The sequence below is a fragment of the Planctomycetaceae bacterium genome (assembly GCA_041398785.1).
Taxonomy (GTDB): domain Bacteria; phylum Planctomycetota; class Planctomycetia; order Planctomycetales; family Planctomycetaceae; genus JAWKUA01.
The window spans coordinates 1-22,154 of record JAWKUA010000015.1 but is presented as its reverse complement, the minus strand read 5'-3'; the positions used below and the strand labels follow the sequence as shown (position 1 = coordinate 22,154).

The 22,154-nt window shown below is 58.5% G+C and carries 13 protein-coding genes and 2 pseudogenes; 4 read left to right on the top strand and 11 right to left on the bottom strand.

What is annotated here, in order from left to right; translation table 11 throughout:
- Positions 1-26: 26 nt before the first annotated feature.
- From R3C19_17375 to R3C19_17350, 6 genes are all read right to left on the bottom strand, one after another.
- Positions 27-401 carry a hypothetical protein gene (locus R3C19_17375; protein MEZ6062113.1) on the bottom strand — a complete coding sequence of 125 codons (375 nt, stop codon included), beginning with the start codon at positions 399-401 and terminating at the stop codon, positions 27-29.
- Positions 402-416: 15 nt separating this feature from the next.
- Entirely contained in the window at positions 417-1,049 is a 633-nt protein-coding gene (locus tag R3C19_17370) for a hypothetical protein (GenBank protein MEZ6062112.1), read from the bottom strand.
- On the bottom strand, positions 1,015-1,245 hold the full coding sequence (locus tag R3C19_17365) for a carboxymuconolactone decarboxylase family protein (GenBank protein ID MEZ6062111.1): 231 nt from the start codon (positions 1,243-1,245) through the stop codon (positions 1,015-1,017). The genes R3C19_17370 and R3C19_17365 overlap by 35 nt, the downstream gene beginning before the upstream one ends.
- 319 nt (positions 1,246-1,564) lie before the next feature.
- A complete protein-coding gene (locus R3C19_17360; GenBank protein ID MEZ6062110.1) occupies positions 1,565-1,831 on the bottom strand; it encodes a hypothetical protein in 267 nt (88 codons plus the stop codon).
- Positions 1,832-2,093: 262 nt separating this feature from the next.
- The gene (locus R3C19_17355) at positions 2,094-3,017 is read right to left on the bottom strand and encodes a DUF1559 domain-containing protein (GenBank protein MEZ6062109.1); all 924 of its coding nucleotides are present in this window, start codon (positions 3,015-3,017) and stop codon (positions 2,094-2,096) included.
- A 1,163-nt stretch (positions 3,018-4,180) separates the two neighbouring features.
- Complete coding sequence (locus R3C19_17350; protein ID MEZ6062108.1) at positions 4,181-5,188, bottom strand: prenyltransferase/squalene oxidase repeat-containing protein; 1,008 nt, start codon at positions 5,186-5,188, stop codon at positions 4,181-4,183.
- Between the two features lie 316 nt (positions 5,189-5,504).
- On the opposite strand from R3C19_17350, the gene R3C19_17345 reads away from it, so the two are divergent.
- Both R3C19_17345 and R3C19_17340 read left to right on the top strand, forming a co-directional pair.
- Positions 5,505-6,443 (top strand): PepSY domain-containing protein, encoded by a 939-nt coding sequence (locus R3C19_17345; protein ID MEZ6062107.1) that lies wholly within the window; start codon positions 5,505-5,507, stop codon positions 6,441-6,443.
- A gap of 523 nt (positions 6,444-6,966) precedes the next feature.
- Entirely contained in the window at positions 6,967-9,798 is a 2,832-nt protein-coding gene (locus R3C19_17340; GenBank protein ID MEZ6062106.1) for a catalase family protein, read from the top strand.
- Between the two features lie 486 nt (positions 9,799-10,284).
- On the opposite strand, the gene R3C19_17335 is transcribed toward R3C19_17340, so the two are convergent.
- The 5 genes and pseudogenes from R3C19_17335 to R3C19_17315 form a co-directional block, all read right to left on the bottom strand.
- Entirely contained in the window at positions 10,285-11,775 is a 1,491-nt protein-coding gene (locus R3C19_17335) for a TolC family protein (GenBank protein ID MEZ6062105.1), read from the bottom strand.
- Between the two features lie 423 nt (positions 11,776-12,198).
- Positions 12,199-13,839, bottom strand: a complete 1,641-nt coding sequence (locus R3C19_17330; protein MEZ6062104.1) for an efflux RND transporter permease subunit — start codon at positions 13,837-13,839, stop codon at positions 12,199-12,201.
- A 297-nt stretch (positions 13,840-14,136) separates the two neighbouring features.
- Positions 14,137-14,691, bottom strand: a pseudogene (locus R3C19_17325) (efflux RND transporter permease subunit).
- 74 nt (positions 14,692-14,765) lie between these two features.
- Positions 14,766-15,582 (bottom strand): annotated as a pseudogene (locus R3C19_17320) (efflux RND transporter permease subunit).
- Between the two features lie 188 nt (positions 15,583-15,770).
- Positions 15,771-16,910: an efflux RND transporter periplasmic adaptor subunit gene (locus R3C19_17315; GenBank protein MEZ6062103.1), complete on the bottom strand. Its 1,140-nt coding sequence runs from the start codon at positions 16,908-16,910 to the stop codon at positions 15,771-15,773.
- A 1,294-nt stretch (positions 16,911-18,204) separates the two neighbouring features.
- Here R3C19_17315 and mobF point away from each other — a divergent pair.
- Positions 18,205-21,102: a MobF family relaxase gene (mobF, locus tag R3C19_17310; protein MEZ6062102.1), complete on the top strand. Its 2,898-nt coding sequence runs from the start codon at positions 18,205-18,207 to the stop codon at positions 21,100-21,102.
- Positions 21,103-21,107: 5 nt separating this feature from the next.
- Complete coding sequence (locus tag R3C19_17305) at positions 21,108-21,521, top strand: hypothetical protein (protein ID MEZ6062101.1); 414 nt, start codon at positions 21,108-21,110, stop codon at positions 21,519-21,521.
- The last annotated feature ends 633 nt before the right edge of the window (positions 21,522-22,154 follow it).

The following is a 22,154-nucleotide window of genomic DNA, read 5'->3' as shown; positions in this document are numbered from 1 at the left end:
AAACGATAAACGGGTGAAGGAGTAGGTCACTCTTCCGAGGTCTCATTGTCCGGAAGTTGTATTCTTGGTGAATCAGATTCCTGGTTGGCAGACTTGTCTTTCGCGCGTTCCTCGAAGACGTTTTCCTGTTCGAGCGGCAACTGAAACGCATCGGCAACGCGCGTCATGAAGTGACATCGCGACGACCACCAGATGGCATCGAGTGCTCTTTCAGTACCGAACTGTGCAATGAGTTGCAGGACGTCCGCCTGCGTAATATCTGCCGGCGAAACAGACTGCTTTCGGGCAAAGGCGAACGCTGTCTGTTCGGCGGTTGAAAACTGCGACCAGTCCCCGGAAGCCATGGATTCCGTTCGCTGATCGATGCGTTGCTGGTTCAGGCCCGCGACCGCGAGCAGCATCTGAGTATGCCCCATTCAGTAAAAGCACTGCAGACTGCGAGTGACGACCCAGAACATACTTTCGGCCAGTACACGATCAAACTCGGCCTCTCGGCCAAACACGCGCAGGCAGCGCAGCCAGGCGATACCCAGTTCCGGCTGATGGCCCAATACCACCAGGCTCCAGCGAATCTTCATCTCGCGGTCCTTTGGGTACATGCCGGCGGGCAACCGGCTTTGGACGCTCTCCCAGTCCGGGATACTGACGCGAGCCTTTCGGTCTTGCTGATGCTGCAGCATGGTCTTCAGTTGATCGAATCGCAGCGAAGACCAGTCGCGGCCAAACACTTCCTGCATCTTCAACGACTGTCGAGGCCGTTCTGCGTCGGCAGGGGTCTCCGACTGCTCCGGCCGGGAAGCCTTTGGGATGTCGTTCAGCGTTTCGAATGCCGGAAACCTGAAGACTCGCGGAGGAATCGGTCCTCCATCTTCCACTGTGACACCCAGCGACAGCACCAGCCGGTCCATGAAGTTGGCATAGGCAATCTGCAGCACCATCGCCACAAGCTGTGGCTCGCCGAACTCCAGTCGCAGCGCTTCGACCTGGCATCCGTGACTTCGTGTGCGGCGATCGTCATTTGCCGAGTGAAGTCCAGCGCGCGCGTTCACGAGCCGGCAGATCCGTGCGGCTGCTCTGCAGTGCGGCGATCTCCTCTTCGTCCGCTCCGGCGGCTCGCAGGTCGGCAACGGCGTACGCCATCCCGTACCCGCAGCGGTTGGCACTGGCCACCGTCCAGCGAATTTTCGCTCGCAGTTTCGGGTCCAGCGCCGTGCTGCCGCGATAGATGCCGTCGAGCTCCAGCACGGCGGCCGTCGTATACGGCAGCGATTCCGCGAGCGCACGAGCCCATGACGGCAGGGGGCTCCGGCGTCTTCACAGCCAGGCAGGTGTTCCCACGCCACGTCGCTATCAGGCAGTGGAACGTGTGAGGTCCCCGCTGCGTGTAGAAAGCTCGGCGGCTCCTGCCCGGAAACGGACGACGACCAGCACAGCCCACTTATCACAATCATTGAGCACACAGCAATCTTCACTTCAGTCAGTATGCGCCTCGGCGCCGTCTTCCTTTTCAGGTGAGGTAAAGAGCATTTCCACATGATGGTTTCTCCAAAGCGGCCGAAGAGGTTCAGGGAATGATCTGACGAAACACTGTCAGCTTTGGACTGGTGCCCACAAGGTATGTCACCGTCTTTTCCGTCGACTTATTGTCCGAATCGACAAGCGTCAGCCGGACATCGCAGTGCAGGTTCGCGTCAACGGCGCGACCTTCATCGAGGAGTACGAAGCTTGTGAGCCGGTGCCCCATCAGCCAGTCCATGTCCTGCACAACGATGTCCGTGTGCTGAGTGCGCCACCGTTCGAGTGACGGTTCTTCCTTCCAGCCCTCGAGCACGGTTCGTAACGTCCGTCTTGCCAGTGTGGGCTCGACAGGATGCGGCGACCCGGACTCGCCGGGCGCAGCCGACAAATCCGGCCACGACAGCCAGCAGCAGCAGCATGCAAACGATGCCGTAACTCGGCCGAAACCTTTGGGCGCGTCGAAGCTGCAGCCTGCACCGCGGTGCAACGACTTCGAGATGTGTCGCACAATGTGATTCAGACACTTTGGCCGTATCCGGGATCGGGGGCTGGTGAATGGTCATCGTGCGGCCTTTCTAGAACTCGCGGATGATTTCGCCGCCGTCACGCGTGCCGAGCGCCCGCCACACTCGCAGGTCGATGTTGTCACTGGCGAACCGGACACTGCCGTCCGCCAGTTGAACGTAAACGCCGCCGGTATGTCGGCTGCTGGGTGGCATCGTGGCTTTCGTCGGAAAGAAGCCGCACGATCTGCTGTTCGGTACATCCACGTGCAGATAGCAGTGCTGGCCGTTCAACCAGGGAGCCCCCATGAAAATTGGGAACTGACTGGCCAGATTGCTGATGTCGACAGCAGCGCATTGCTGCACAGCTTCGTCCTGGTCAGCGGGATCGCTGAGGGCCAGGAACACGTCGGATTCCGGGCTGACCGTTCCGTTGTTACCGTCGGTCACAAGTCGTTCACTGAACGCAGCCGTGTTGCTGGTTCCGTCCGTGATGTCGCGGAACCGCACTCGGCTTGATCGAAAGAACACGCCATTCTGATTTGGAGACTGCCACAGAATGCCGCTTCCCTTGTTGCCGTAGTAATTGATCGCTCCACCGGACTGCGTCTGAGGATTACTGAAATCGGACGGACATCGCAGGACGGATAGTTCTGTCAGCCGTGCCTGATCGTTGACCGGGGCAGCAAGCTGCGACTCAAAATCAATGTGGCTGTACAACGGTCCCTGCTCCAGCATGGGCAGAATCTGGCTGATCGCGGAATAGCGATCGCCGGTTCCACCCTGGCCGAACGGAAAACACTGGTGCACATCGTGGTAGTTGTGCAGAGCCAGCCCGATCTGCTTCAGATTGTTTCTGCACTGTGTTCGGCGAGCCGCCTCACGAGCCTGCTGCACTGCCGGCAACAGCAAAGCAATCAGAATTGCGATGATCGCGATGACGACGAGCAATTCGATGAGAGTGAAACCGCGAAAATGTCGGATACCAGGTTTCATGGGGATAACTCCGGAATAGAGATGAATGCTGAAATCGGTGTCGGCCGCCGCGCCGTGCGCGCAGGCCGCAACGGGAAGTGAGTCACAAACGATTCAAGTTACGGTCGGTCAGGATTGGCCGGGCTTTCGATGCGCAGCAGCGCTCGCAGTGTGGCTTGACAGCGCACGGCCGACAGACATATGCGCTCATTTCACCCCGCGGGATCAATCGAGCGCAGCGGCATACAGGGACGAGGAGGGCGACCGGGGAATCAGGTGGGCCGGAACAGCCTGCGCAACAGATTTCAACTCGCGCAGAGCGGCAGTCTGTCGCTGTCTCATGATGACCACACGGATCGCGGCCACATTCGACAAGAAGTGGCTTGTGTGCCGGAGTCCTGCCTGCTGCCAATTGCGCAGGCTCAAACCCCGTTCACGATCATGGGACACATCACGACCGACACCTGACTTGCTGACAATCGCCTTCAGCCGCGTTCCGGCGGATGAAAGATCTCAGCAGGGTCGGCGGATTCTGCGACTTCAGAAGCCAGACGCAGACAGCCTTCGCGCTCCACACTGCCACCTCCCGACAACGCTGCCGCCGCGTGTTCTACGCGGTACTTGACAACGATCGGTGACGCCGGATCGGCCGGCATGAGAGGCGCGGAGGAACAATTCGGTCCCCGGCAACGACCTGACGGAACACGCCCGGGTGCTTCTTCATGGCCAGCCGCCGCAACGTGGTGCCCGTCGACCAGCACTGGTTTTCCATTGCGGAAAACGTAGTCTCCACAACCACCCCTGGCCGTCGGACTCGAACCAATGCCTGCCACCGCGGCAACAATCACCATCACCATCGAACGACGACAGCCCATCACTGCTCTCAACGCAGCGCGCGACGTGTCACCGAGGGATGAATGAGAGACGATCATCGTTTGCTTTGGATATCCGGGAATCGCGCAGTGAGTTTCGAGAAAGAATCTCGAAGCCGCGACTCATTCCGCAACCGTTCAGGCAAGGGACGCATACCCCCCCCCGACTACGGTGCATCCTGCGGGCTCGTTGGACAAATGTCAAGACTTGGCAGTTTACCGCGTCAGTTTGTTGCACGCGCCTGTTGACCACGGGCGGCAGTTTGACCACGCGTTGCGAAGCCGGATGCCTGCGGATTTGTCTGCAGGCAGCTAGTCCTGTTTTCCCGAAAGGCTGGCCATGAGCCCCAACGCGGCCCAGGTTGTGCCCCAGTATGACGCAGTCTCTTCGACGTGTTCCTTCTTACCGGCCTTTGTGCCGCGAACTGCCCATGAGCCATCGTCGTGCTGAGTGCTGACCAGAAAGCGTTGTGCACGTTCGATTGCGGGATCTTCGGAATTCACACCTGCGCGAATCAATGCGTACAGCGCCATACCGGTTCCCAGTGCATCACTTTCTTCACCAACCAGCCACCCCCAGCCGCCATCCGCCTGCTGCTGTGCCCGCAGTGCATCGACGTAACCATCTCGCGACGCAGAATCACCCGTCTGAGCGGCGAGCAGCACCTGCAGCGCATACCACTCGGTGCTTTTTCCTGCCGGGCTTTCCGTGATAAAACAGGTGGCAAGCTTGACCGCAGGACTGGCCTGTTCTGTGCGGCCGTCGTTGACGAGCGCCAAGGTGAGCCACATCGTTGAAACACCGGCGGTTTCTGACAGGGGGCGTTTTTGACCCGGCAATTGTCCGCACGGTTTCCACGATCCATCCGGCTGCTGCCCGTCCAGAAGCAGGTCCGCGAGTTCACTGTCAACCGTATTTGCATCTCGGTTGAGCCCAATCAGAAGCTGGGCAACGCCTTCCTTGTTGAGAAGGCCGGCCGCCTTGCCATCGGCGTCCTTTTTAAGCGGCGACTCCGTTGCCCAGTTGATCCATTCGTCCAGCCTGTCACTCACTTCAAAGCCGTTTCGTCGGGCAGTGTTCAGGCTCCAGACCATCGTGCTGATCCGGTGGCAGGACACGCATTTCTTTTCATCGATCCACCAGACACCCCGCTCCTGAATAAAGGGAATGCTGCTCTGGACCGACTGACGCACCTGCTCGGTTGTCAGTTCACTCTGAGGCGATGCGGCGACAGAGCGTGCTGCCAAAATGACGATACCCAATGTCAGTGCTTCGGCAACTGCTCGTTTGATGGCAACACCGTGAGTGACGATATTCATTTTCCAATTCCCGCTGGTGACCGACGGAGTTTGACTCACGGACGCGACATTTACCACGTCCGGACGCGTGAGGCATTCTGCAACTCCCTGCCCAGTTTCGGGTCGGTTTGGCGGGTTTGCAAGCAGCGGGCTGCAGAGTCGGCAACATCGCCTGTGTTGTGGAGTTCGGTGAGAGGTTGCAGAATCTCGAAGCCGCAGGGATTCCGGCCGACCTGCGGATTCATTTGCAGATTGCGTGGATCAGCCTGTGGTGATGTAATGCCGGTGCACCAGCCCGCACTGCCAGCATCAATCCGCTTCAGCGAAAGCCACTTCCGTGTCCGGTGATTCCTCCGCGCCCTCAGCGTCGAAGTCAGGACGGCGAGTTGCAGGGCGTCTCAACATCTTCATTCGTCGCGTTCATCTGTACGCCGGACTGTTTCTGTTGCCGTGGGTCCTGCTGTACGGGATTACCGGCGCGATGTTCAACCATCTCTGGTTGTTTCCGGAGTCGAGTTTCGTTGATGTTCCCGCCGAACAACTGGCCGACAGCAGCCTCGCCGTCTTTCCAGCGCCGTCCGACCTCGCTGAATGCGTCGTTGCCGCGATGAAGGAAGCGGCACCCGGGCACACGATCGCGCTTGACAGCAACCACAGAGCGGCGTTCAACAACGACGTTATTCTGGAGGTCACCGCCGACAACCGAAAGCATGCCGTGCATATCGACCCCGTGGTCCGTTCGGCAAGAGTCGTCGAGATTCCTGACGCTGCTTCGATGGAGGCCCTGCTTCCCGGTGTGAAAAACATCGAGTTGCCCGAGAATCCTTATTCCACTGCGCAACAGGCTGTCCCGGCAATCATGACAAGCGCAGGTATTGAATCGGCTTCAGCGCCGCGTCCCCGCGGATGGTGCAAGCTGAACTTTCTGGCGCAGGTCGACGGTTCACCGGCGCTCGTCACGTATGTGCTGCGGGATGGTCACGTGGACGTAACGCCTTACAGGCCGGGTGATCCGGGATTTTCGGCACGCCAGTTCTTCATGCGACTTCACACCTCGCACGGCCAGCCACCGCACTGGAATGCCAGAATGGTCTGGTCGCTGCTGCTTGATACGATGGCGTTTGCAATGGTGACATGGGCGCTCACAGGCATATTCATGTGGTGGCAGATCAGGCGAACTCGCATCATCGGGAGCCTGGTTGTCGGACTCAGTGTCCTGTGTTCCGCACTGCTGTTCTTTGGGATGGTCGACTTCTACGCGACGACGCGGCTCTGAGCGCACCCTGACATCGCGTGCGATTCGACACTCCGCGGAAGTGAGTGGCGGTGTATCGGCCGGCACATGGCTGCCGCGCGTTTAGTCAGTCTGGGCGTACAACCGGTAAGTGTCGTGCGCTTAACAACAGTCGTTGACAGGCGCAGATTCGTCCTCTGCGGGGTCGTGTTCACGTCGATCCGTTCAACCCGGGCCGGGGCTGTGCCGAAGCCGCCATTCTGTGATTCGGCGGTGTGATCATCATCGAAATACTGCAGCCGCTCTGCCGCAACTGCACGATGGTCGCTGCCGGTGCCTGTTCCACGCTCCGCTGAGTCACCGCACCGGAACGCGTCTGCCGAGGGATGCAACTCGACGACTGCGGTTGGGTCCCGCTGCCATCTGCAGAGAGGAGTTGACCAGAACCGCTTCGTGGAATTCACTTTGTTCCAAATCAGCGGCGGTATCCTCGACTCAATGTCGATCCGATTGTCAGATGATGCAACTCCGGTCGTTTCGGCTTCAGCGGAAAGGCGCATCTGACATGCGAACGCTTCTCATCCTGCTGATCGCTTCAGTCGCGGCGAACGCCCGCGGCCAGACACATGACCTTGACCAGGGATGGACGCCTGAAGACCGCGAGGAGTTTTACTTCACCGCACAGGGGTCGCAACTGATTCCGTACCAGTGGTTCCTGGCGCTGGAACAGGTCCATAACCGGCGTCTTTTCCGCGACGACGAGAACATGCGCCGTTACGGAGTTCTCCCGGCTTCTGCCTCACCCCGAAATCCCGATGCGCTGCCTGTCGGCTTTGTCCGCGACGGCATTGATCCGGAATTCAACAGGCTGGCCGGCCTGCGCGAGTCCGACGTCTCTCAGATCGAAGCCGCGACTCGATTTGAGATCAAGCAGGCGTATCTCGGGAGCGCATTTGACGAGAAACTTTATCCCAGGGAACGCAGATCCTGGTTTGGTCTGACTTGCGCTGCCTGCCACACTCATGAGATGGAATTCGCAGGGGACACAATCCGCATCGAGGGTGGTTCGGCGCAGGTGGACTTCGAGTCATTTCTGCGGGATCTGGGCAAATCTCTGGACGCAACACATCGCAATCACAAGAAGCTGGCACGGTTTTCGGAAAGACTCGGACGCGACGCTGGCAACGTCGAGCAACTGCGGGAGGAAGTGGCGCAGGTCGCGGACGCAGTCAACCGACTCGTGGCGCGCAACAAGGCACAGCACTCATACGGATTCGGAAGACTGGACGCCTTTGGTGCGATTCTGAACGCGGTGTGCGAAACGGCCCTGGATGATTCGCGAAACCACCGGCCGTCGAATGCGCCAGTCAGTTATCCGACGCTGTGGAATACACCCCGGATGAGCCATGTCCAGTGGGGCGCCTCCGCCTCAAACGCGGAGAACCGCAATGTTGGCGAAGTGCTGGGAGTGTTTGGCGCATTCAGCGTGGCCGCGGGTCCCGGCCAGTTCGATTCGACGGTTCGTCTGGCGAATCTTGTGCGGTTGGAACACGGACTGTTGCAGAACCTCAGACCGCCGCCGTGGCCGGAGCATATTCTCGGCAAGCTCGATACGGAGAAGGTCAATCTCGGAAGGGAGCTGTTTCGTCAGAACTGCCAGTCATGCCATCCGCTGCGTAAACAAGATGGCAGTTTTGCACTCAACCACCTGGGAAGAATTCCGATCCGCACTGCAATGGTGGGAACCGATCTACAGTTTCTGAAAAATCTCTCTCCCGAAGACCTCGCATTCACCGGGCCGCTGGGGCCGCTGCTGGGAGGGCGAGAGCAGATCCCCCGCATCCGGCTTGTGGCGGAAGTCGTCGAAAGAGTGAAACGCAAACGGGACGCGATTGAAAACACTCACGTCGACTCGCTGCATCCCGGCGATCCGAACCGAAACGCGCCGGGCTTCATCTCGCGACCGCTGGAGGGAATCTGGGCATCGGCTCCCTATTTTCACAACGGTTCAGTCCCCAATCTCTATGAAACCCTGTTGTCGGCGAAGCAACGTTCAGCTTCGTTCTGGGTGGGTTCGCGCAGGTTTGATCCGCTCCGGGTTGGATTTGAAACGACGCCGGCCGAAATCGGCTCAATGTTCCGGGTATTCGATGAACACGGGATTCCGATCCCCGGCAATTCCAATGCGGGGCATGAGGGCCACGGCCATGATGTCCACGAAGGGTTCACACAAACGTTCGAGAATGGAGAATGGCGGGATTTCACGGACAACGAACGATTCGCGCTGATCGAGTTCATGAAGTGGCTCCCGGGTCCCGTGACCGACGAGCAGGTGCAGCTCGAGCAGATTCCAAACGGCGAAGAAGAACAGATCGCCGGCATTGTGGACATGACCGCCCGCCGGATGCAGGCGATGTACCGCGACAAACCGATTCTCCGCGGCGTCCATCCCAAGGATCATGGCTGCGTCACAGCCACGTTCACCGTGTCTCCGGAATTGCCTGCGGATCTTGCCGTGGGAGTCTTTCAACCGGGTGCGTCCTATGAAGCGTTGATTCGATTCTCAAACGCAAGTGTCATTCCGGGTCCGGACTCGACAACTGACGGCGATGGAAGCCCGGTTCACGGTAGCCGGGGCATGGCTGTCAAGCTGTTCGGTGTGAGAGGGGAACCGCTGCTCCCGGGAAGCGGCGCGCTGACGCAGGATTTCGTGATGGTCAATCAGCCGGCGTTTGCATTTGCCAATGTCGAGGACTACGAAGTCATCACCAAACTTCTGCTCGACCCGTCGGTGACAGACAAAAGTGCAGAGTTTGTAAAGCGGCTGATGGAGTCCGGCGATCCGGATAAAGCAGAGCGAGCCAGACGGACGGCACAAATTGCGGCCCGGATTGCATCGCCACAGGTCGACGGCGACAGGGGCGCATTCGAAATGCCGCCGGCAAGTCCGGTCGACGCCGCCTACTTCAGTGCCGCGCCGTTTCTCTTCGGAGAACATCGAGTCATGAAGTTTCGTGCCCGTCCCGTCAATCGCAGCAGTGACTCGCCGGACGTCGCATCACCGGACTATCTGCGCGACGCACTCGCCCGGCGTCTGCAGTCAGAACCGGTCGTCTTTGCTTTTGAAATTCAGGTGAGGGATGCGTCGGAACTGGATGTCGCGGCCGACATTGAGAACGCGTCCACGGAATGGCACGACGAGTTTACAGCGGTCGCTACGATCGAGATTCCGCCGCAGGAATTCGACTCGGCATCGCTCCGGGAACGATGTGAGAAACTGTTTTTCACTCCCTGGCACGGAGTTGTCGAACACCGGCCGCTGGGAGGCATCAATCGCCTCCGCAGAGCCGTGTACATCAAGTCCAGTGAAGTGCGGGGCGCCCAAACGGAACGGTAAACATCTCGTTTGGCGATCAGGCTCGAAACCGATTCGCCGTGATCGGGCATTGTCCATTCCACGCACATGACCGGAAGGCTAATCGTCGTGCGGGCTCCAGCCACACGCCTCGTCGGTCCCACCAATAAGCGGTTCCGTAGTCGGCCGTGCCCGGACTCAGCAGATTGGCTGCACGCGTCAGACTGCCTCTCTGCTGACGCCTGCATGACCAGTGGATGGCGGTCTCAGGCTCTCGTGCCAGGGAGGTTCAGGTTTGTCTGATGCAGATGGTCGCCAATGCGATCAACGTTCCGAAACGAAGCGGATCACCGATTTTCCTGCACCGCTGGCCAGCCACGCGCTGCAGAAATCCTCTGAAGCGGTCAGAAAATTCTCCTGGATTCCCTGCCCGCTGATCTAACCGCCTTGCACTGCGCGGCCGAAGCAGTCGTAGACTCACGTCAGGAGATCGTCAAGCGGTAGGCGCAGAGGCCCGTGCAACAGCAATTATTGTTGCGCTGCCTGCACATGACCTCCACCGCCGAGCGCCTGATAGGCGTCCACGGTAGCTGCCAGTTGTTGCTGCTTAGTCTCGATGATGACCATCCGGGCCTCCTGCAGGTCACGTTGAGCCAGCAGCACCTCGACGTACTCCGCGCGGGCGTTCTGAAAGAGCTTGGTGGCAGCGTCGACTGACGATTCCAGCGCCTGCAACTGCTGCCGCTTGACCGCCAGGCTCTTCCGGTAGTTGTCAACCTTGTTCATGCGGTTGACGACTTCCGTGAAGGCGTTCAGGATCGTTCGCTGGTAGTTGTACAGGGCCTGAATCTGTTCGGCATTCGCGCTGCAATATTCCGCCTCGATCGCTCGTCTGTTGATTACGGGCGCAACCAGGTCACCGGCAAGATTGTAGATCAGAGATTCCGGAGTATTGAACAGATATTTTGCATTAAACGCGTTGTAACCCACACCGGCGTTGATGATCAGCGAGGGATAGAAGTTCGCACGGGCAATATCAACTTCAAGGCCGGATGCTGCCAGTTCACGTTCCGCCTGCCGGATGTCTGCACGATTCTGCAACAACTGTGAAGGAACTCCGGCGCTCAGTGCCGGAAGTTCAAGATTGACGAAGTCCTCGACTCTGCGATCGACGGTCTGCGGGTAGCGACCGGCCAGGAAGTTGATCCGGTTTTCGACCTCGATGATTTCCTGCGCAATGATCAGCTTTTGGCTTTGATTCTTGTAGACTTCCGCCTGAAACCGCTGAACCGCCAGTTCCGTACCGCGGCCGGCATCCTTCTTGGCTTGCGCCAGTTTAAGGCTCGCTTCCTGCAGCGCGATCGTGATGTCCAGTGTTTCAAGTCGCTTGTCCAGCGCCATCAACTCATAGTAATTGTCGGCAAGCTCGGCGACGAGGCGGGTAACAACGTAGTTCCGACCTTCAATGGTTCCCAGGTATCGCAAGCATGCCGCACGCTGCGCATCGTGAAGTTGTCCCCAGATATCAAGCTGCCATGAGATATTGGCGGCGACGAGAAAATCAGGTAGCGGCTCACCAAAACGCCTGCCGCGTGCCGTCAGGTTTTCCTCAACGGCGCCGGAACGCGTGAACGCACCGGGTTTCTCTGCCCCGGCACGTCCTCCGAGAAAGAAGAACGGCAGATAGGCACCGCTCCGCGCAAATGTCTCATTGCCGGCGATTTGAATATCCTGAGCCAGAATCCGGAGTTCCTGATTGTCGACCAGTGCCTGGTCGATCAGGCCCGTCAGAATCGGATCATTGAAGAACTCGTGGAAGTCAATCCTTCCTGAACTTTCCCAGTCGAACTCCTCATCCGCCGGCACCTTGAAGGATTCCGGCACCTGCTTTCCCGGGTCCGGACCGCGCAAACCGGGGATTCGGCATCCCGGAGTCACCAGAAACTGGCAAACGAAGACTGCCGCGAAAACAGCAGATCTTATTTGCTGCGTGTTCGCAGGTCGTGCGAAAGGATGCATCGTTCTCGTCCCTGAGAGTTTTTCGACTGTCGGCCATCCGACATCGAGCGTCATGCGGCAGCATATGCAGTTCTGGTTGGCCCTGACTCCAACCATTGACTTTCGTCCTCCAGTGCGTCTTCCGGTCAGTGTTTTCCTGTCTGGATCCTTCGAACCGGTTGAGCGTTGTACCAACACCGGAAAAACCGTCACGTCTCGGGCCGCGCTTCCGTGGACAGGAATCGGATGGTCCTGCTCTCCGGTTGAAAGGTGCGAATACTGAACCGGAAATCTCTTCGAATCCTGCGTAATCGCACCAGTGAGACCTGCCGAAGCCGACTTCTCGGCTGCAAGACATGGCGGTGCACTGCCGCGCGATGGTCCCGATCCGGGACCAGGCAGCGCATGGCGGCAGCGGGTCGGAGTCGCCAGAAACGTCTTGCGTCAATCTTGACTTTCAGATTCGCGTTTAAACATCTCACTCAGCGGTTCATCGTGTTCGTCTCGAATGAGGTGCTTCCCATCGGCCATCGTTCCAAAGATGTAATAAAGGCCGGGAATCACGAGAACACCGACTACGGTACCCAGAAGCATCCCGCCAGCAGCCGTGGTTCCGATCGTTCGATTCCCGATAGCGCCGGCACCCGTGGCCCGGACAAGCGGGACCATCCCCACGATGAATGCGAAGGACGTCATCAGAATCGGCCGGAATCGCAGTCGCCCGCCCTCGATCGCGGCATCCTTAAGCGACAGGCCCTCCTGCCGCCGCTGAACGGCGAATTCAATGATCAGAATCGCATTCTTGCCGAGAAGTCCAACCAGCATGACCATGCCGATCTGACAATAAACATCGTTTGACAGGCCCATCGCCTTCAGTAGCGCAAAGGCTCCAAAGATTCCAACCGGCAGTGAGATAATGACGGCCAGTGGCAGCAGGAAGCTCTCATACTGGGCCACAAGAACCATGTACACGAAGATGACAACGATCAAAAAAATATAGACTGCCGTATCTCCCGCTCTGGATTCGTCGTAGGCCAGCCCCTGCCAGTCGATATCAAAGCCGTTCGGAAGCGTTTCCGCAGCTACCTGCTTAATGGCCGCAATGGCCTCACCGCTGCTGTAGCCTTTCGCAGGTGCCCCCTGAATCGGGGCGGTTGGATACAGATTGTATCGCGTGATTTCGTTGAGCCCCTGCTTCTTTTCGAGCTTCATGAACGCCGAATACGGTACCATCTCCCCTCTGTCGTTCTTTACGAACATGTTCGCCAGGTCTTCGGGAAACCGCCGAAACTGCGGCGCGGCCTGAACATAAACCTTGTAGAACTGTCCAAACCTCACAAACCCCTGCTCCCACGTGCTTCCGATCACAATCGACAGATTGTCCATCGCATCACGGATGGATACTCCCTTCTGCATGGCGACGTTATTGTCGATGACGATCTCGTACTGCGGGTAGTTAGCCGCAAAAAAGGTAAACAGTCCCTTCAGCTCCCTGCGTTTTCCCAGTGCCTCCATGAACCTGTCCGTCTCCTCACCAAGAGCAAGATAATCGCCACTGTTCGTCTTGTCGAGCAGGTTCACGGCGAATCCGCCAGCCGCTCCGAAACCCGGCACAGCCGGCGGTTCGAAAAACTCCAGCTTCACATTGGCGATTTCCCTGCCCTTCTCTTCAAGTTCTTCAATGATCTGCTTGGACGTGAGATTCCGATCCGCCCAGGACTTCAGATTAATGATACACGTCCCTGCATTGGATCCACGGCCTTCCGTCAGTACCTCATAGCCGGCGATGGAAGACACGGACGTGATTTCGTCCATCTCCTTGCAGATAGCCTGCAGTTCATGACACTTTGAGTTCGTGTATTCCAGTGTTGATCCGGGCGGCGTCTGCACGATGCCGTAAATCATGCCCTGGTCCTCCAATGGAATAAAGCCTGTCGGAAGAACTCTCGACACCGCCATGATTCCATAGCCGAAGCTGCCGATGACGAGCAAAGTAAACAGCCGCCTAGTCACGATTTTTCCAAGGATTGCTGCGTAGCCGGCTGTGACCTTTTCAACGCCCTGGTCAAACGCGTGCAAAAACATTCCCAGAGGACCGCGTATCTTGGTGACTCCTTCACCTCCCGAAAACCTTGCACGGAAGGTCATGGTGGCCATCACTCCCACCAGGCCGACAATGATCCACAGTCGGGGTGCTGTCAGCTCAAACTGCTCGGACAACAGCGAGTGGACGGATTCATTTTGCAGGAGTGCCCAGACGCCGGCACCGACTCCGACGCCCAGCAACGCGCACAACAATTCGCGAACGATGAAGGCATAGCCGCCGGCAACTCTCGCCAGACTTCGGTTCAGTACGCCCACAAGGCCCCGTTGCGTGGATTGGGTTCTGTGCGATCTGAGAATCATCGCGCACAGAACCGGCGTAAGTGTCAGAGCAACCACGCCGGAGATCACAATGGACATGGCCATTGTCAGCGCAAACTGTCGGTAGAACACGCCGACCGGGCCCGTCATGAATGTGACCGGGATAAACACGGCCGTCATCACCAGTGTAATGGCAATGATTGCGCCGCTGATTTCGTGCATCACTTGCTGAGTCGCCTGATACGGCCCGAGATGCTTCGTGTGCATCTTTTCGTGCACGGCCTCGACCACCACGATTGCGTCGTCGACCACAACACCGATGGCCAGTACCAGGGCGAACAGTGTGATCAAGTTGACGGACATTCCGAACATTAGCATGAAGAAGAATGTTCCAATCAGCGAGACCGGTACAGCCAGTGTCGGAATCAATGTACTGCGGATATCGCCTAGAAACAGAAACACCACCAGAGACACGAGCACAAATGCTTCAAATAGCGTGTGCAATACTTTCTCAATCGACGCTTCCAAGAAGCTGGATACGTCGTAGGTGACTGCGTAATCCATACCGGGTGGAAAAGTAGTCTCCTGATTTCCTCGACTTTGGCTTTGACCTTTTCAATTACTTCGGCTGCATTTGACCCGGGAGTCTGCTTAAGGACGATGGCTGCGGATGGCAATCCGTCAATGTCTGAATAAAGATCGTAGAATGATGAGCCGAGTGAGACCTTCGCGACATCTCTTATGCAGGATTTCTCCTTTTGAGTTTGCCTTCAGTATGATGTCTTCGTATTGTTCGGGCGTCTCGTACCTCCCGATCCATGTCAGCACGTACTCCAGGGTCTGGGACGTCTGGCCGGTGGCCTGGCCGAGCCGTCCGGGCGATCCGATCATGCTTTGGTCCGCCAGTGCCTCCATGACGTCCTCAGCGGCCACGTTGTAGGCTCGCATTCGCTCGAGATCCAGTTCGACGCGCATCGCGTAGGCTCGATTGCCGAGAATCTGAGCACTTCCGATCCCCGGGATTCGCTTGATTTCGTTCAGTACCTTCACCGTCGCATAGTTGTAAAGAAAGTTTTGATCGACGTTCGGATCCCTGCTGAAAATGTTGACGTACATCAGCATGCTGGTCATGTTCTGCATGACGATAATTCCTTCTCGCTGCACAATCGGCGGAAGGTTATTCTTAACCATTTGCACGCGATTGTTCACATTCATGACAGCGACGTCGGGATCCGTGCCGGGTTCAAATGTAATCTGGATCGTTCCTTCGCCGGCACTGGTGGCGGCACCCTGCATGTAGCGCATATTCGGCACGCCATTGATAGCCTGCTCGATGAGGACCATGGTCGAGTCCACCAGAATTTTGGCACTCGCTCCAGGATACGACACCGATACCCGAACGCTCGGAGGCGCGACGGAGGGGAACTGCGAAATCGGAAGCACCACGATCGCCAGTCCGCCCATGAAGAGAATCAGCAGTGAGATGACGATGGCCAGCGCAGGTCGATGCAGTGTTCTTGCGAACATGGTCCTAATTCTTTTCCGGTTGGTTTGCAGAATGACAAAAAGCGGTTCGTGCGCGGGCGAGCATGCGCAATATGCGCCGGAATCCGTTTTGGTCGACCTGTTGCGCGATGCTCGGCGCCAGAGATCTATTCTGCGTGGTATTTCATGTTGACCAGAACGGATTCTGGCGCCTTGAATTCGTAGGTAATTTGCTCCCCGTCACGCACCTGTCGAATTCCCTCAAGAATGATTTTGTCGTGAACTGTCAGACCATTCCCGATCAGAAAGATATCGTCCTGTTCATCCTGAATGGTGATCTCCCGCTGATGTACAACACCGTGTGATGCTGGATGATCATGATTGGCCGTCACTGGCTGTTCGTGATCACCCCCCGCGCTCGCGCTGTCGGCGTCATCGTCAGTGACGACAAAAGCGTATTTCTTGGCCAGAATTTCGAATGTCGCGCGCTGTGGCACCACGACGGCCCGGACAACGCGGCCCAGCAATACCGTTCCGGTCTGACCGTGGCGCAGCAGGCCATCCGGATTCGGGAAATCTGCGCGAAAGGCGATATTTCCGGTCTCGTTGTTGAAGTCAGCCTCGATTGCACCGATTTGTCCGGGATAGGAGAACTTCTCCCCGTTCGCAAGCTGAAGCTCGACGATCAGATCATCCTTGTGTGGATCGGCAACGTATTCGAGATAATCTCTTTCCGGGACGTTGAAGTAGACCCACATCACTTGGTTGTCGGATAGAGTCGTAAGAATGTCTCCTTCTGCAATCAGGCTGCCCTGTTGCATATACTGATGGTCGATAATGCCGCTAAAGGGCGCTTTGATCGTCGTGAAATCCAGTTCTGCCTGCGTCAGCCGCATCTTTGCTTCGGCTTTGGCAAGTTTGGCTTTGGCCAGCGCCACCTCCGGCTGTGCAACTACCTTTTGCTGGAATAGCTTTTCCGTGTTGTTGTATTCGATCTTCGCAAGATCTACTTCAGCCTTTTCGGCTTCGAGTCTTGCCCTGTAAAGCGTGGGCAGAATCACGAACAGCGGATCGTCCTGCGTGACTTCCTGGCCTTCCTTGACGGGAATCTCTTCAAGATATCCGCTCTCCAGAGCACACACGTCGATGTGTCGATGTGAATGAATCTGACAAACGTACTTCTGCGTGACTGTGACGTTTTTTGCAGCAGGACTTGTCACGAGAATCTTGTGGTGCTCTTCATGCGGCGATTCCGCGACAGTCGCTTCCGGAGCCCCGCAACCTGCGAGCATGCAGACTCCGATCACAAGAGGGGACAGCAGGAAGTAGAGTTGGTGGTTTGTGACAATTCTCACTGGCGTCATCGCAGGTGTTCTCCCGAGCTGGTGTGTTCAACAGTGCACCGTCACCACGACGACGGGTCGTGTGTTTTTCCGGCATCGCGATATCCGGTGCGACGCTTTGATTTCCAGTACCCTGCGACACATCTCGCTCTGGAGAATTCTGCGTGTGCAAGTAGTTGCAGACATCTGCCATCCTCTGCGTGGGTACTTTCGAGTGCATTCTGCATGGCGGTCACAAGTACTGACTGATCCGACGGGTAATCGCACCCGGAAATTGAACCGTCGATCCCACAAGGTAAACGACGTTTGACCGCTGCATCGCAAATCGCGAGCCAATCCGGTGCCGCGATGTCGTTTCCCTACGGTTCCGGCGTCTGTTTACGGCGGAGCGGCGACAGAGATACGTGGCGTCATTTAAGTCCCGCCGGGAACTTTCTGGGCCATGCGGGCCGCGTGACGCTCCAACATGGCCAAGGGCTCGCGACAGTACCGGTGGCGGTAGCCAAAAGACCCGCTGGAGACTTCTCCGGTGCGTCAAACAGCCAAAGCTGCTGGTTCGTAACCGGTGCTTCGCGTGACAGTGGTACAAACGTTGTTCACATCGCAGGAGAAAACTGATCGAGATTCATCACCTGATCTTTTCACCGCGACGAAATCTCTGTTGAGCGCCCAGGGACAACCTAGGATGCGTAGACTTCCGCGGTGCCACACAGTTGTGACTTTGAACCAAACACAAGGTCGACCCGCGCACCTTGGGCATCTCTCAGCGCCACGCGCGTCCCCCCGGCGTTGCTAGACGTGGTCGTGCGATAGTCGAACGGGTTGATTTACGCCAAATTGCGGCCGAGATCGTCGTAGATATTCGCCGGGCAGTGATCGTCGGCATCGGTAGTACCCCTATGCCAAATCCCGCCAGTCACCTGCCGACAATCGCCCGCGGTCGTCTCCCGGCGCCGAAAGGGTCGGCAACTGCAATTGTGCTCCATCGCCGCAGTCCCGGGCGCCCCTGTGGGCAATGAGTCCCGCGGCTGTTCAGAGCATTTCGATTGATTCCCGCAAGCGACCGCTGGTCGCACTCAGTCACGTCCGGTCCAGGCAGGGTTCGATCCGACGTCCTGTGGATGAACTTCGCTGACAGGTTGCGGATTCGGTTCCTTCGTGGCAGGGTTGAGACAGCCTATGCAGTGCATAGGAGACAAGCCTATCAATTCTGTGACCTGCGATTTGATCCTTTGCAGGGTCATTCGTACGGTTCAATATGCTCATCGCGACTCAGTCAAAAAGCGTCTCGCATACGCTCAAATACTTCGATGCCGTTTTGACTCAGGGGGACTATTACCTGGGGCAGGAGGTTTCCGGGCAGTGGCATGGTCGCGGGGCGGAATTGCTGGGGTTGGAGCGGGGTGCGGATGTCACGCGGGGACAGTTCGGGGCACTGCTCGGCGGGAAGCATCCGGAAACCGGGGCGGCTCTGACGCAGCGGAGCCGCAGTGACCGGCGGCCGGGGATGGATCTGACCTTTTCGGTACCGAAATCCGTGTCGCTGGCGTGGGCCATCAACGGCGACGAGCGGATTGTGGAGGCACTGCGGCAGACGGTTCGCGAAACGATGGAGCGTGATGTGGAACCGCTGATGATGCGTCGCGTGCGTCATGGCGAACATGCGGCTTCGAAGCAGCGGACTCCCACGGGAAAGCTGGTGTACGCTGATTTCCTGCACAAGACGTCGCGACCCGTCGACGGCCGGCCTGACCCGCATCTGCACGTGCATGCCTTCGTCATCAACTGGACCGAACAGGACGGGAAGCACTACGCCGGCGAAATGGAGGAGATCGTCCGGCAGCGGCCGGCTCTGCAGGCGAAGTTTGAAGCCCGGCTGGCTCACCGGCTGCAGCATGAACTCGGGTACCGCGTCGGCCGGATGTCGTATGAGCAGTCCGGCCGGACGAAGCTGGGCTGGGAGATTCAGGGACTGGAACGCAGCACGATCGAGAAGTTCTCCCGCCGCACCGAACAGGTGGAAACGGCGGCGAAAGAACGCGGCATTACGGACAAGGCCGAGAAGGGAAAGCTGGGAGCGGTCACTCGCGAGAAGAAGGACAAGGGCACGTCCATCGACCGGCTGCGGGTGGAATGGAAGTCGCGGCTGACGCAGGAAGAACGGAACGCATTCGGTCGATTGCAGGACCAGAGCGACCGCGGTTCCGCCGGCATGGAACAGCAGCGGGCGGAGAAGTCGCTGAAGTATGCACTCGACCATCACCTGCACCGGCTGTCGACGGTTGAGCGGCATCAGATTGTCGGCACGGCTCTGGAACACGCGGTGACGCTGTCGCCGGAAACCATGGAACGCACGCTGGACCGGATGCCCGTCATTCAACGCAGCCGCAATGTTCACGGGGCTGACCGGCAGTTCATCACCACACGGGAAGTACTCAACGCCGAGAAGCAGATGATCGGCTTCGCTCGCGAAGGTCGCGGAACCCGCCGGGCCATCGGTTCGGCCGAATACGAGTTCCGCCGCGACTGGCTGAACGATCAGCAGAAGGACGCGGTCAAGCACGTGCTGACGTCGCGGGATACGGTCACGGCCGTGACGGGAGGAGCCGGCACCGGAAAGTCATCGCTGATGCAGGAAGCGGCGGATGCGATCCGGGGCCATGGGAAAGCCGTCTTCGCGTTTGCTCCCTCCTCCGGTGCCCGCGAGGTTCTGCAGGACAAGGGTTTCCAGAACGCTCAGACGGTCGAGCACCTGCTGCGAAACACGCAGCTTCAGGCCGAAGTGAAGGATCAGGTGCTGTGGATCGACGAAGCCGGGCTGCTGGATGTGAGATCGATGAACGGCATCTTCCGCGTGGCGAAGGAACAGAACTGCCGCGTCGTCCTTTCCGGAGACACGCGGCAGCATTCGTCGCCGGGGCGGGGCGAAGCGATGAAGCTGCTCGAACGGGAAGCCGGTCTGAACGTCGCCCGCGTCGAAGCAATCCAGCGGCAGAAGGGCCGCTATCGCAGGGCCGTGGCCATGATCAGCCGGGGACACGAAGTGGTTGATGCACGCAGCGGGAAGACGGGGCTGCTGGCCGGTTTCGACATGCTCGACCGCATGGGCAGGATCAAAGAAATCCGGCACGACGAACGCCACGAGCTGCTGGCCAAGCAGTACCTGAAAACGGCCCGCAAGGGAAAGTCGTCGCTGATCGTGGCTCCCACGCACGCCGAAGCCCGGGCGGTCACCGCAACGATTCGCTCAAAGCTGCGGGAGAACGGATCGCTGGCGACCGATGAACACAGCGTGACACAGCTCCGGTCACTGAATCTGTCGGAAGCTCAGAAGGGCGACGCCGCCAGCTACTCCGGCCGCGATGACCTGGTCGTGCAGTTCCATCAGAACCTGCCCGGCTTCCGGCGCGGCGAGCGGTTTCGCGTGAACGGGATTCAGGGCAACAGCGTCGAGCTGACGTCACTGGCCGATGGCGGCCGGAAGTTCCTGCCGCTGGATTCCCCGGATCGGTTCGAGGTCTACCGCGAAAGCAAGCTGGGCATCGCCGTCGGTGATAAGCTGAGGTTCAGTCTCGGCGGCACGTCGCACGACGGCAAGCGACGCATCAGCAACGGTCGACTCGATGAAGTGCAGGGCTTCGACCGAAACGGCCATCTGATCCTGAAGAGCGGCATGACGGTCGATCGCAGCTACGGTCATCTGGATCTGGGCTATGTCGTCACCAGCCACGCCAGTCAGGGCAAGGACCGGCAGATTGCCATGGCGGCGATGGGATCGGAATCTCTGCCGGCCATCAACGCCAAACAGTTTTACGTGACCGTGTCCCGCGGCAGTGAAGACGTGGCGATCTACGTCGATGACAAGGCGAAGATTCGTCAGGCGATCGCTCGTTCCGGTGATCAGCTTTCGGCGACGGAACTGGTGACCGGTGCTCAACGGAATGCAGCCGAGGCCGACCGCGAGCCGCAGCATGTCCGGGAAGCACACGGACTCCGCGGCTTTGGAATGTTCCGCAGTTTCCGCGATCGGCTGCAGCAGTGGTGGAATGATCGCCGTGATCGCCAGCCGCCCCGCGAACCGCCCTCGCCATCACCGCAGCCAGACACCGGCCGCTCACTGAGTCTGTTCCCGACACCGTCTCCAGGCAGGAGCTGAATGCGATGAAAAGTGCCGCCCGTTCCTTCAACGACAACCGCCGCGAACGCCTGTTCCCGACGGCAGTCCGCCGGATGGAATCGGCCGCCGAGTCCCCTGCTCCCTGGCGGAAGACTCAGAACGGCGAGATCCCCGCAGCCATGTTTCAGCTTCGTTTCAGCACCGGCGAGATCCTGGCGTTCACCTACAACGATGTGCGTCAGGTGCGCTACCGCGACGCCGGCTTTGTGCAGGTCCTGCTGCACGGCATGTCGAAGCAGGTGATCACATTCGAAGGCCGCAACCTGCGGGAACTGGCCGAACTGCTGACGCTCGGCCTGATCCGCTGGGTCCGGGAATCCGACGACCGCGACGTCGATCACCCCGAATCCGGCCCCGGCGTCGTTGCGATCTCCATCGACCCGTACATCGACGAGTGAAACGCCACAGGCCGAAGCCTGCTCCAGGCGTGCAACAGCCTGGTCCTTCCGTCAGTCCCAAATTTGGAACAGACATGGCGTCTTGTGTCGTCCCAAATTTGGAACAGACGTTCTGTCTTGAACCGTTCCAAATTTGGAACGACGAGCGATCCTGACGCAAGGGGTTATGGAAACACGTGTTGCGAGAAGCCGCTGAGATCGCGGAACTCGCTGCTGCCCGGCTTCCAAGGCGTACTTTGCGGGACTTGTTGGCCACCGGGGCGGGGCGATGGGAGAAGAAAACAACGCGTGTGACGACACGCTTTCCGCTCGCGATGTGATCCTGACCGTCAACACGATCCGGCGTCCGGTGCGATTCCACGCCGGCGACGAAACTCGGCGTCAAAGTCTGCCAGGGGCCGGACTTTTCCGGTCTTTGCATCCGCCACGCCTTCACGGACGGCCTGCAGGTCTGCGTCTTTCTTGATCAGCCGGTTGACGTAATCCTCGACGCTCGTGAATCCTGCCGCCGCTGCCACCTGCCGGGCTGCTTCTGCGTTCGCAATCTATTTCTCCATGATCGTTCTCCTGTCTTCACGATAGCACGTCTCCGCGAATCTCAGGAAGATTGAAATCGCCGGCAAGCTGTCAACC